The 12605-nt window shown below is 78.5% G+C and carries 8 protein-coding genes; 3 read left to right on the plus strand and 5 right to left on the minus strand.

The window, feature by feature from the left end; all coding sequences use genetic code 11:
* Nucleotides 1-439: 439 nt before the first annotated feature.
* Complete coding sequence (locus tag JOD57_RS24195; protein WP_204694354.1) at nt 440-3415, minus strand: ATP-binding protein; 2976 nt, start codon at nt 3413-3415, stop codon at nt 440-442.
* 231 nt (nt 3416-3646) lie between these two features.
* Between JOD57_RS24195 and JOD57_RS26555 the strand changes: the two genes are divergently transcribed.
* Nucleotides 3647-4318 carry a VOC family protein gene (locus tag JOD57_RS26555; RefSeq protein WP_307824910.1) on the plus strand — a complete coding sequence of 224 codons (672 nt, stop codon included), beginning with the start codon at nt 3647-3649 and terminating at the stop codon, nt 4316-4318.
* Nucleotides 4319-4503: 185 nt separating this feature from the next.
* Here the strand turns inward: JOD57_RS26555 and JOD57_RS24205 are convergent, their stop codons facing one another.
* Nucleotides 4504-6648: an FAD-dependent oxidoreductase gene (locus tag JOD57_RS24205; RefSeq protein WP_204694355.1), complete on the minus strand. Its 2145-nt coding sequence runs from the start codon at nt 6646-6648 to the stop codon at nt 4504-4506.
* 6 nt (nt 6649-6654) lie between these two features.
* On the opposite strand from JOD57_RS24205, the gene JOD57_RS24210 reads away from it, so the two are divergent.
* Nucleotides 6655-8064 (plus strand): NAD(P)/FAD-dependent oxidoreductase, encoded by a 1410-nt coding sequence (locus tag JOD57_RS24210; RefSeq protein ID WP_204694356.1) that lies wholly within the window; start codon nt 6655-6657, stop codon nt 8062-8064.
* A gap of 19 nt (nt 8065-8083) precedes the next feature.
* Here JOD57_RS24210 and JOD57_RS24215 read toward each other — a convergent pair whose 3' ends face one another.
* Entirely contained in the window at nt 8084-8278 is a 195-nt protein-coding gene (locus JOD57_RS24215; RefSeq protein ID WP_204694357.1) for a hypothetical protein, read from the minus strand.
* A gap of 396 nt (nt 8279-8674) precedes the next feature.
* On the opposite strand from JOD57_RS24215, the gene JOD57_RS24220 reads away from it, so the two are divergent.
* Entirely contained in the window at nt 8675-9091 is a 417-nt protein-coding gene (locus JOD57_RS24220) for a hypothetical protein (protein ID WP_204694358.1), read from the plus strand.
* On the opposite strand, the gene JOD57_RS24225 is transcribed toward JOD57_RS24220, so the two are convergent.
* Nucleotides 9088-10056 carry an NAD-dependent epimerase/dehydratase family protein gene (locus JOD57_RS24225; protein ID WP_204694359.1) on the minus strand — a complete coding sequence of 323 codons (969 nt, stop codon included), beginning with the start codon at nt 10054-10056 and terminating at the stop codon, nt 9088-9090. The two genes, JOD57_RS24220 and JOD57_RS24225, sit on opposite strands and share 4 nt — an antisense overlap.
* Nucleotides 10053-12605: an alpha/beta fold hydrolase gene (locus tag JOD57_RS24230; protein WP_307824911.1), complete on the minus strand. Its 2553-nt coding sequence runs from the start codon at nt 12603-12605 to the stop codon at nt 10053-10055. Before JOD57_RS24230 ends, JOD57_RS24225 begins: the two co-directional genes overlap by 4 nt.

The following is a 12605-nucleotide window of genomic DNA, read 5'->3' on the forward strand; positions in this document are numbered from 1 at the left end:
GCTCGGCGAGCTGCAGGGCGACGACCCGATGGTCCGCACGCTCGCGCGGGGCACCACTGCCCCGAGGAGCACCCGCAGCACCTGGAGTCGGCGGCCCAGTCGCGGATCGCGGTCGCCCACACGCAGGTCGTCTCCGAGCACGACCCGGTGATCCCGCACACCCTCGTGCTGGAGGCCGGTCCACCCGGTCCACCCGGTCCACGACGGTCACTGGTCCTGGGGTCGGCCGTCGATCGACGACCTCTGGCACGACCTGCGCGCGGCCACCGCCGCGATCCGCCCCGACCGGGACCTCGCCACCCCGGGCTGCGGGAGGCCCGGGAAGGCGGCGACCGGTCGCGGTTGTACGGGTGGAACCGCCGACCCCGCCCCGTCGCCGGCGCGGACCCGGCGGCGCGCCCGGCGCCCGAGGTGTGATGACCGCCGGCGCCGGCCCGGATCAGGTGGGGACGCGGTCCGCGCCCAGGGGGGACCGCCAGAGGTCCCGGCGGGTGGTGATGCCGAGCTTCCCGAACACCTTCCGCAGGTGCCACTCCACCGTCCGCGGGCTGATGTAGAGGGCCGTGGCGATCTCGGAGTTGGTGTGGCCCCGCGCGGCCAGCCGCGCCACCTGCGTCTCCTGGGCGGTGAGCTCGGCGGAGGTCTCCACCGCGCGCCGGCGCACCGTCTCCCCGGTGGCCTGCAGCTCGCGCCGGGCGCGCTCGGCGAACGCCTCCGCGCCCATCGCGGCAAGGGCCTCGTGCGCGGTCCTCAGCTGGACCCGGGCGTCGACCCGGCGGCCCTCCCGGCGCAGCCACTCGCCGTAGAGGAGCCGTGCCCGGGCGAGCTCGACCTGGACCCGCGTGCCCGCGAGCCGGTCGACGGCCTCGCGGTGCAGCTCCTCGGCGGCCCGGCCTCCGCGCAGCAGGGCCCGCCGGCTCGCCGTCACGCCCAGCACCCACTCGGTGCCGCTGGCGCCCGCCACGGCCGACAGCGTCTCGAGCGCCGCGGCCGCCGTCGCGGTGTCCCCGCTGCGCGCGCCGGCCTCGACCAGCTCGGCCAGCGCCCAGGAGGACGGGCCGTGCCTCAGCGGCCCGGCGGTCGCCTCCCGGGCCGCCGGCACCGCGTCCGCGTACCGGCCGAGGCCGTTGCACAGCACGGCGCGGGCCCACTGCACCGTCGTCGCGCCCGTGTCCCCGTCCCGACCCGGTCGGCCCGCTCCAGCAGGCGGGAACCCGGCGGCATCCGCGGCGGCGACCGCCTCGAGGGCCTCGACGGCCTCGTCCACCACGCGCTCGTCCCGCTCGCCGCGGCCCCGGTGGGCGGCCACGGCCGCCTCACCGTGCAGCGCCAGGGACGTCCGGCCGCCGGTGAGCTCCTCCACCGACCGGACTTGCAGCACCAGCGCCCGGGCGGCCGCGAGGTCCCCGGCCAGCAGCGGCACGAGCAGCCGCTGGCCGAGCGCGAGCGGCAGGGCGCCCACGGCGCCGCTCTCCCGTGCGACGGTCACGTGCCGGCGGGTCAGGGCATCCCAGCCGGCGTCGTCCCACAGCGAGACCGCCGTCGACGCGGCCAGCGGGGTCAGCCGCAGCGCCTCGGCCAGGGTGGGCTCCTCGCGGAGGAACGCCTGCACCGCCCGCCGCGAGACCGGGGCAGCGGCGGCGTACCCGTCGGTGACCAGGACCGCCAGGGCCTCCAGCAGCAGGTCCCCGCTGCGGGGCGCGTGCGGCAGCGGGGCGTCCCGGACGACGCGCGCCACCTCGCGCACGTCCGGACCCGTCGCCCGGCCGGCGGACAGCGCCGAGGACAGCGCGTCGAGGTAGGTGTCCCGGGCGAGGTCGGCGTCGAGCGGCTCGAGCCGGCGGGCCGCGGCGAGCAGCAGCGGCAGCGCGTCCTCGTCGCGGCTGGTGGCCGACCGCATCCGGGCCTCCAGCAGCTCCGCCCGTGCCCGCCCGGCCTCCCCGAGCGGGCCCGCCCGGGCCGTCGCGAGCAGGGCCGAGGCGTCCTCGAAGGCGCCGGCGACCACCGTGGCCTGGGCCGCGTCGAGCGCCCGCCGCACCCGCCGTGCGGGGTCGGGCGTGAGCAGGGCCGCGCGCCCGAGGAACGCGGCCGTGGCCGCGAGCCCGCCCTGCGCGAGCGCCCGGCCGGCCGAGCGCTCCAGGTCGGCGGCGACGGCCTCGTCCGTGCCCACCGTGGCCTGGGCGCGGTGCCAGGCCCGGCGGTCGGGGTCGGAGCCGGGGTCGGTGACCTCGGCCAGCGCGCGGTGCACCTGCCGGAGCTCCTCGCGGGGAGCCGCGGAGCGGACGGCCGAGCGGACCAGTGGATGGCGGAACCGCACCCGGTCACCCAGCTCCACCAGCCCGGACGCCTCGGCCGCCGACACCGCGTCCGCCCCGATCCCCAGCCGTGCCGCGGCGCGCTGCAGCAGCCGGACGTCGCCCACCGGGTCGGCGGCCGCGACGAGGAGCAGCTGCCGGGAGGCCCGGGGGAGGGCGTGCAGCTGGTCGGCGAACCCCTGCTCCAGGCGGGAGACGAGCGAGCTCCCGGGAGCGCCGCCGTCGCCCCCGAAGGCGAGCTCGGCGGCGGAGGCCCCCCGGTGCAGCTCCAGGAGCGCCAGCGGGTTGCCGCGGCACTCCGCCAGGACGCGGTCGCGCACCCGGGGGTCCAGCGCCCCGGGCACCGCCGACCGCAGGAGGGCGGCCGCGTCCTCGTCCGCGAGCGGCCCGACCACCAGCTGCGGGACACCGGCGAAGGGCGGGCCGTCGCCTGCGCCGCGCGCGGCGAGGACCATCCCCACCGGTTCGGCGTCGAGCCGCCGGGCGACGAACTCCAGCGTCTGCACCGAGGCCTGGTCCAGCCACTGGACGTCGTCGACCACGCAGACGAACGACCGCTCCTCGGCCACCTCGGAGAGCAGGGTCAGCACGGCCAGCCCCACGAGGAAGCGGTCCGGGGGGTCGCCCGGCCGCAGCCCGAACGCCGTGGCGAGCGCCTCCCGCTGCGGGCCGGGCAGCGCCGGCAGCCGGTCGAGGAACGGGTGGCACAGCTGGTGCAGGCCCGCGAAGGCCATCTCCAGCTCCGACTCGACGCCGGACGCGCGGGCCACCCGGCAGCCCGCGGCGCAGTGCACGAGGAACCGCAGCAGCGCGGTCTTGCCGATCCCGGCCTCCCCCCGCACCACGAGGACCTGGCTGCGGCCGGCGGCGACCGCCGCCACCAGGCCGCCGAGCCGCTCGCACTCGGCGCGCCGTCCCACCAGGCCCGGCCACGCGGCCGGCGGGAGAGCACCCTCGCGGAACACCGGCCGGCCGGTCCGGGGTCCGGCGTCGGCCCGGCGGCCGGCCGGCGGACGGGTCCCGACGCCGGAGCGGCCGGACGCGGTGGCCGGCCGCACCGCGCTGTGTCGTGACGCCGTGCCGAGGCGTGCGTCTGCCATCGCGCCTCCTCGCCCGGACGGCGGGACCGCCCGTCCCCGCGGACGACGCTAGGGACGGCCACGGCCGCGGGCATCCGTCATCTGACTGGGGTCCCGGCCCCCCGGTCCGCGCGAGCTCCCCGCCGCCCGCGGCCAGGGGACCAGGGGGCGGCCAGGGGGTCTCCCTGGTGCGACCCGGCGGCGGCGGACGCGACGGTCGTGCCGACACAGCCACGACACAGGGAGGCCCACGTGAGCACCACGGAGACCCGCGACGCCGCGGGCACGACGACGGGACCGGCCGCGGTCGACATGGGCCTCGAGGTGGTGGTCATCCCGGTCGCCGACGTCGACCGCGCCATCGACTTCTACCGGCGGCTGGGCTGGCGCTTCGACGGCGACTTCCGCGACGACGACGGCTTCCGCGGGATCCAGTTCACGCCGAGGGGCTCGGGGTGCTCGATCCAGTTCGGCACCAAGGTGACGCCGGCCGAGCCGGGCTCCGCACAGGGTCTGCACCTGGTCGTGTCCGACATCGAGGCCGCGCGGGCGGACCTCGTCGCCCGGGGCGTCGACGCGAGCGAGGTCTACCACTGCGTCTCCGGCTACGCCTGCCGCTTCCCGGGCAACGACCCGCCCGTCCCCGGCCCGCACCCCGACCGCGGCACCTACGGGTCGTTCGTGTCCTTCGCCGACCCCGACGGCAACGGCTGGGTGCTCCAGGAGATCACCACACGCTTCCCCGGCCGGGTCGACGGCGACACCACCTACCCGTCGGAGGCGGAGCTGGTGCAGGCGCTCCGACGGGCCGCGGCCGCCCACCGGGAGCACGAGGCGCGCACCGGCGGGACCGACGCCGACTGGCCCGCCTGGTACGCCCGCTACCTGGTCCGCGAGCAGTCGGGGGAGCAGCTCCCGGCCTGACCCCGCACCGGCCTACCGTGCCGGTCGGACCACGCCGACGCCCCACCTGCCGCGCCCCCGCTCGCGGCCGGTGGGCTCGGGTCGGCCGGGCGACCCGGCCGCACGGCACCGGACCCGGTTCGCTGCCGGGACCGGGTGGACCGTCTCGACGGGGCGCTCGCGCCGTTTCAGGTGCGGGTGGTGGTTCAGGTGCGGGTGGTGGCGCGCAGCTCCAGCAGTGCGTGCAGGAACGCCTCCGAGAACGTCGGGAACGGCTGGATGACGTCCTCGAGCACCTCCAGGGGCACGCGCGCCCGGATGGCCAGGGTGGCCTGCTGCAGCCACTCACCGGACCCGGGGCCGAGGGCGTACGCCCCGGTCAGGCGCGACCCGTCCGAGACCAGCGTGAGGAAGCCGGGCTCGGTGTCGTAGGAGCGGGTCCAGGTCGCCGTCCGCGCCACCCCCGACAGCGGGACGGTCACCGTGACCGGGCCGTCGGCGGCCCCCACGGCGGCGGCCTCCGGGTCGGTGTAGGTCACCCGCGGGACGGCGGAGTAGTCCACGGCGCGCGGCCGGCCCAGGATGTTCGACGCCACCACCCGCGCCTGGTACTTGCCGACGTGCGTCAGCGGCCACGGGGTCATCACGTCACCGACAGCCCACAGCCCCTCGCGGGCGTTCAACCGCGCGTCGAGGCGGAGCTCCTCGAGACCGACGGTCTCCAGGCCGATGTCCTGCACCCGGGGACGGCGGCCGGTGGCCACCAGCAGCCGGTCCCCGCGCAGGGGCTCGCGGTCGGGGAACTCGAGTACGAAGTCCTCGCCGTCCCGGCGCGCGGCCGACGCCATCTGGCCAAAGTGCAGGCGCACCCCCTCGGCCTCCAGCGCCGTCCCCAGCGCCGTCCCCAGCGCACGCGGCTCGCGGGCGAGCAGGTGGTCCATGCCCTCGACGATCGACGCCGAGCCGCCCAGCCGGGTGACGGCCTGGGCCATCTCCACGCCCACGGGGCCGCCGCCGAGGACCAGCACGTGGCGGGGGACCTCGGTCATGCTCGTCGCCTCGCGGCTGGTCCAGAAGCCGGGCAGCTCGCGCAGGCCCGGGACCGGCGGGACGAAGGGGTCCGAGCCGGTGGCCACGACGACGTGCTCGGCGGTGTAGGTCGTGTCGTCCACCCGCACGCAGCCGTGACCGGCGAGCCGGCCGTGGCCGCGGATGACGTCGATGCCCTCGCCCTTCGCCCACGCGGCGGCGCTCGTGTCGTCGTAGTTCGACACCATGAAGTCCCGCCAGGCGAAGGCCTCGGCCGTGTCGACCGGGCCGGTCACCGCCTGGGCCGCGCCCGGTGCCCGCCGTGCCGCCGCCAGGGCCTCACCCGGCCGCAGCAACGTCTTCGACGGGATGCACGCCCAGTACGAGCACTCACCGCCGACCCGCTCCCGCTCGACGACGGCCACCCGGAGTCCGCCCTCCGCGAGCCGGGCGGCGCAGTGCTCACCGGGGGCTCCGCCACCCAGCACGATGACGTCGTAGTCCATGGCTGCTCCTCGGGAGGTCGTCACTGTCGCGGCTCCTCGCGCCGGTACCGGCCGGGATCGGGAGTCCCTCGAGCGTCGCGGTCGGGCCGGGTCGTCGCGCCCGTGGAAGTCCCTGGTGTCCCTGGTGTCCCTGGCGCGGGGGCCGGCGGCGGGCCGGGAGGGTCGCGGCGGCGTCGGCGGTCGCCGCGCCCCGAGTCCGACGAGTGGAGGTCGCCCGTGCGTCCCCGGCACCTCCGGCGGTCCCGTCCCCGCCGCCGTGCTGCCCGCCGATGCCGGCGGCCGCCCGCCCGCCGGGCCCACCGCGGCGGACTCCGACCGCCAGTCGTTGGGCGGCCCGCCGTCCGGTGCGCCGTCCCGCCAGCCGTACCAGTCGTGCTTCGGGTCCTCCCGGGACGGGCGCGACGCCAGGAACCACGGGTGCCGGTCGGAGTGGTCGGGCACCCGGTCGAGGAGCACGCGGAGGCCGGGCACGGGGCAGTCGGCGACCAGTCCGTCGAGGTCGTCGAGGGTGCCGGACAGCGGGTCGACGTCGCAGTGGTCGGCGACGTCGTAGCCGAGGTCGGCCATCGGCGAGGGGACCACCGGGGACAGCCACAGCGCCTCCACGTGCATCGCGGTCAGGTGGTCGAGGTGGGCCCGCAGGCCGCGGAGGTCGCCGACGCCGTCCCCGTCGGCGAACGAGCGGGGGTGGACCCGGTAGACGGCGCCGCGCTTCCACCACGGGGGTGAGCCCGAGCGCGGCGCGTGGGGCCGCGGGGCGCGCGGGCGGGGACAGTCATCCGACTGAATCGGTCCCGCCCGGGGCGGTGGCAGCATCCGCGCATGACCGGCTCGCCGCGCCGCCGCCGTCCGTTCCCGAGGGCGCGGGGGGACGCCGCGGTCCCGACCGGGCGTCCGCCGCGGGTGGTGGTGGTCGGCGGCGGGTTCGCCGGCTTCCACGCCCTGCGGTACCTGCAGCGGCACCTGCCGCGCGGGACCGCGGAGCTGGTGCTGGTCACCCCCAACGACTACCTCCTGTACAGCCCGCTGCTGCCGGAGGTGGCCACCGGCGTCGTCGAGGCACGGCACATCGCGGTGTCCCTGGGGCGCACCCTGCCGCGCGTGCGGCTCGTCCTGGGCCGCGTCTCCGACGTCGACCTGACCGGCCACCGGGTCACCGTGCAGCGCGCCGGCCTGGTGCAGCGGCTCGACTGGGACCAGCTGGTCCTGGTGCCCGGGTCGATCACCCGGCAGTTCGACATCCTGGGCGTGCCCGAGCAGGCCCGGGGGCTGAAGACGCTGGTGGAGGCCGTCTACCTGCGCGACCACCTCCTCGAGCAGCTCGACCTGGCCGACGCCCAGCCCGACACCGAGGAGGGCCGGGCGGCGCGCGCGGAGATGCTCACGGTCGTCGCCGTGGGCGCCGGCTACACCGGCACCGAGTTCGTCGCCCAGGCCCAGCGCTGGCTGACCCGCATCGAGCGGCGCTGGGACCGCACCCGGGCCCGGGACGTGCGGTGGGTGCTCGTCGACGTCGCCCCGGCCGTCCTGCCCGAGCTCGGCCCGCGGCTCGGCGCGCACGCGCTGCGGGTGCTCCGCGACCGCGGCGTCGACGTCCGCCTGCGCACCAGCGTCGCCTCGGCGGAGGACACGCGTGTCGTCCTCACCGACGGGACCACGATCGCCACCCGGACCCTGGTCTGGGGCGCCGGGGTGGTGGCGAGCCCACTGGTCATGGAGCTGGGGCTGCCGACCCGCCGCGGCCGGCTGGTCACCACCCCCGAGCTGTCGGTCCCCGGTGCCGACGGCGTCTGGGCGGCCGGGGACGCCGCGGCCGTGCCCGACCTCGCGGTGGACGCGGCCGCCGACGGGCAGCGGCCCGACACCCAGCCCACCGCCCAGCACGCGCAGCGGCAGGGCGTCGCCCTGGGCCGCAACGTCGCGGCCGCGCTCGGCCACGGCACCGCCCGCCCCTACCGGCACCCCGACCTGGGCCTGGTCGCCGACCTCGGCGGGCTCGACGCCGTCGCCCGTCCCCTGGGGATCCCGCTGACCGGCCCGGTGGCCAAGGTGGTCGCCCGCGGCTACCACCTCTACGCGCTGCCGGCGACGTCCAACCGGATCCGGGTGGCCCTCGACTGGGCGTTCCAGACGCTGCTCCCACCCGACGAGACCCAGCTGTCGGTGGTGCGGGAGGAGGACGCCCGGCTGGCCACCGCCCAGGCCACCGCCATCTACCGCCCGACGGCGTAGCCGCGCAGCGCGTCCCGGGTCAGCCCTGCCCGGCCATGCGCCGGACCGTGCCGATCACGTAGACGACCGACAGCACGAAGAAGACCCCGCCGACCACCGCCTGCACCTGGTCGGCGTCGACCCGGGAGCGCCTGGCGACCGGTCCGGCGACGGCATCGGCCAGCTTCGCACGCCAACCCTGCAGTCCGGCCTTGCCCAAGGAGACGACGTCCACGGGCGGCAGATACCCGCCCCCGCCGGGTGTACGCCACCGGATGGTCCCCGGCGATCCGCCGCCACCGCCGCCGGGCACGGGTGAGCGTGCGCTGCACGAGGTCCTCGGCCGCGCCGCGGTCACCGGTCAGCAGCAGCGCGGTCGACAGCAGGACGGCGCGCCGCTCGGCGGCGAACCGGACGAACCGCCGGAACGACTCCCCGCCGTGCCTGTGGGTGCCGTCCCCGCCCACCCGGCCTCCTCGCCGTCCGCACCTGCGCCCCGGCCGGTGTCCGCCGTCGACGGGGGTCCGGTCCTGCGCGGACCGTGCCCCCACGGTCCCCGACCGGCCCGCCGCGCGCACCGCGGAGCGGCGGGACCACCCGTGGCGGGCCCGCGGCCCTACGGTGCGGCGGCATGGCGCACCGGTCGACGCTCGCGGCGGTCTCCTCGGTCCAGCTGGCCGCGCAGCTGGCGGGTCACGTCGTCGCGCTGCGGCGGCGCCGGCACTTCGACGTCCCGTTCGTGGCGGGGAGCCCGGAGCACCTCGTGCGGGACTGGCTGTGGTTCGGCACCGCCTACAGCGCCCCGCCGTACCTGCTCGTGCCGCAGCTGTGGGCCACCGCCCGGCTGCTCCGCGGGCCCGGCGCCGGGTCCGACGACCGGGCCCGCTGGGTGCTGCGGTGGCTGGGCACCGGCCTGTCGGTGGGCTACCCGAGCGAACGGTGGACCCGCGCCCGGCTCCGCCCCGGCGGCGCCGACCCGGTCGAGACGCCGGTCGTGGTGGCCGGCTGGGGCGGCGCGCTCGCCCTGGCCGTCCTCGCCCGTCGCTAGGCCGCGGCGTACCAGACGGCCAGGCGCGAGAAGCCCTCGTCGAGGGGGACGTGCGGGCGCCACCCGAGGGCGGTGCGGGTGCGCCGCTGGTCGAACCAGTGACCGGTCGCGAGCTGCTCGGCGAGGAAGCGGGTGACCGGCGGGACCGTGCGCCGCCGCGTCGCCTCCCAGACCCCCTCGACCGCGGCGCCGGCCACGTAGGCCAGGCCGAACGGCACCCGCCGGCGCGGTCCCGGGACCCCGGCGGCCCGGCAGAGCCGGGCGACGACCTCCGCGACGGGTCGGGGCTCCCCGTTGGAGACGACGAGGGCCTCGCCGTGCACGGGTCCGCAGGCGTCGACGGCGGCGACCAGGGCCGCGGCGGCGTTGTCGACGTAGGTCGTGTCGATGAGCGCCGCGCCCGAGCCGATCACCGGCAGCCGCCCGGCCCGCGCGCGGGTGACGACGCGCTCGACGAGCTGGGTGTCGCCCGGGCCCCACACCAGGTGCGGGCGGACCACCAGGACGGCGAGCGCGGCGGAGTCGGCGGCCAGCGCGTCGAGCTCGGCCAGCGCCTTGGACCGGGAGTAGCGGCCGCGGGCCCGGGCGGGGTCGGCCGGCTCGGCGCCCACGCCGGTCAGCGCCGTGCCGGCGTGCGCCACGGACGGGGAGGAGACGTGCACCAGCCGGCCGACGCCGGCCGCGCGGCAGGCGTCGACGACGGCGCGGGTGCCGCCGACGTTGGCGTGCGCGTACTCCGACCACGGGCCGGTGACGTCGACCTTCGCGGCCAGGTGCAGCACGGCGTCCTGGCCCCGGACGGCGCGGCCGACCACCGCCGGGTCGGCGACGTCGCCCAGCACCTCCCGGCACGGCAGTCCGGAGGGACGGCGCTGCAGGACGGTCACCTCGTCGCCGCGCCCGAGCAGCGCGGTGGCGGCGGCCCGCCCCAGCATCCCGCTCGCGCCGGTGACCAGGACCCTCACGACCGGCGGGCGCGCCGCGGGGCGCGGGCGCCGGCCAGCACGCACGCGGCCCGGCGGGCGACCTCGGTGCGGTCGACCTTCGACTGGTGGCGGACGTCCACCGGCAGTTCCGCGGTGGTCAGCACCGCCGCGACGTCGACCCCGGCGGCCGCCCGCACGGCGTCGGCCAGGTCCGGGCCGGCCAGGTCCATCCGCCGCCGGCGGCGGCCTCGCGGGCGGTCCGACGGCACGACGACGACCACGACGACCTGCGCCCCGACCGGGCCGACGCCGACGGCGGCCGCGGCCGACACGCCGTCGACCCGCTCCACCCGCTGCTCGATCCCGACCGGGGTCACGACGCCCGCAGCCGTGGTGACCACGTGCTGCAGGCGGCCCTCGATCCACAGCCGCCCGTCGGCGTCGAGGTGGCCGACGTCGCCGGTGCGGTGCCAGCCCGGGTCCCGGGACGCCGCCCGCTCGAGCGCCCACAGCGCGTCGTAGCGGTCCTTGACGTGCGCGGCCCGGACGCAGACCTCGCCCGTCACGCCGGGGCGGTCGGTGAGCTCGCCGTCGGCGATCCCCTCGGGCGCCAGCGGGCTGACCCGCACGGTGACCCCCGCCAGGGGGGAGCCCACGCACACGCCCTCGCCGTCCCCGGCGGCCTCGATGCCGGCCAGCGAGACGTCGGTGGCCGGGAGGACCTCGGTCATGCCGTAGGGGGTGTGCGCGTCGGCGGCCGGGAGGACCGCCCGCAGCGAGCGCAGCAGCGACGCCGGGACCGGGGCGCCGGCGGACATGAGCAGCCGGATGCGGGACAGCGCCGCCCGCTGCCCGGCCGACAGGTCCGGCGCGGTTGCCGCGACCCGGCGCAGCGCCGCGGGGGAGGCGAAGACGACGGTCGCGTCGACGGCGGCCGCGGCGTCGGCCAGGGCGGCCGCGGTCAGCGAGCCGGGTGCGGTGACGTCGACGTCGGGGACGGCGGACCCGATGCCGAGCGCGGGCCCGAGGATGGCGAACGGCGCGAACGCGGCCACCAGCCGGTCGCCGGCGGTCAGGGCGTAGGTGGAGCGCACGAGCTCGAGCTGGGCGGCGGCCTGGCGGTGCGTGTAGACGACGCCCTTGGCCGGCCCGGTGGCGCCGGAGGTGAACAGCACCGCGCAGTCGTCGTCGACCGGGACCTCCGCGGGCAGCGGCGCGGACCGGCCGAGGGCCTCCAGCTCGTCGAGCGTGTGCGCCGCGCCGAGCGCGCCCCGCCCCGCCCGGCCCGGCCGGCCGGCCGCGATCCGGGTGCCGGGCAGCCGCATCAGGCGGGCGGCGGCCAGCCCCGGCCGGCCGCCGATCACGGCGTCGGGGGCCGCGCTGCGCAGCGCGCGGCGCATGCCGGCGAACCCGAGGCCCTTGTCGGCGACGACGACCACGGCGCCGGCGCGCCAGACGGCGTACACGGCGGCGGTGAGGTCGGCCGAGGGCTCCACGAGCAGGGCGACGCGCTGCCCGGGGCGGACGCCGGCGGCGGCCAGCCCGGCGGCCAGGTGCAGCACGCGGGAGGCCAGCGCCGCCCAGGTCACCGTCGTGCCGCCGACCTCGACCACCGCGGGGACGTCGTCGGCGGACCGCTCGTCCAGCGCCGTCCAGAGGCGGCGCCCGGCGTCGACCGCCGGGCGGGCCGGCGGGGTCGGCGGGGTCCCGAGGTCGATGACCCACTGCGCCACGGCCTGCGCGTACTGCGGGGCGTCCTCGGGCAGCAGGTGCGAGGCGCCCTCGTAGCGGTGCAGCCGGGCCTGCGGCATCCGGCGGCGCAGGTCGGCGAGGTAGCGCTCGCCGAAGACGGGGTCACGCGGACCCCACAGCAGCAGCGCCGGGACGTCGAGCCCGCGGATGCCCTCGGCGATCGCCTCCTGCACCGGGCGGGACGGGTGGCCGGGGGCGAAGGGGATGTCGGCGACGAAGTCGCCCACCGCCCGCCGCCGCTCCGGCGTCCGGTAGGGCGCGGCGAAGGCGCGCCGGACGTCGGCCGGCAGCGCCGGGCGGGACAGCGCCGTCGTCGCCTTGACGAACACCGGGGTGCCGACGGTGACGGCTGCGCGCACCCCGGGCGCGTGCGCCATCCGGATGAGCGCCGGGCCGAGGTCGCCCTCGGGCATGGCGACGGCGGTGTTGGCGAGGACGACGCCGCGCAGGTCCTGCCGGTGCTCCAGCGCCCAGCCGAGGGAGATGACGCCGCCCCAGTCGTGCCCGACGGTGACCACCGGGCCGGTGAGGCCGAGCGCGGCGGTGAGGTCCCCGAGGTCGGCCACCCGCTGCCGCAGCGACCGCGGCTCGGGCAGCCGGTCGGAGAACCCCATGCCGAGGTGGTCGGGGGCGAGCACCCGCCAGCCGGGTGGGGCCGCGGCGAGCAGCCGCCGCCACAGGTAGGACCAGGTCGGGTTGCCGTGGACGCACAGCAGCGTGCCGACCGGGTCCTGGACGCCGTTGTCGAGGACGTGCCAGGTGTGCTTGGCCCCCGTGGCGTCGGCGACGGCGAGCGTGCGGGACCACGCCGGGTCCAGCCCGGGCAGTGCCGGCAC

The sequence above is a fragment of the Geodermatophilus bullaregiensis genome, assembly GCF_016907675.1.
Taxonomy (GTDB): domain Bacteria; phylum Actinomycetota; class Actinomycetes; order Mycobacteriales; family Geodermatophilaceae; genus Geodermatophilus; species Geodermatophilus bullaregiensis.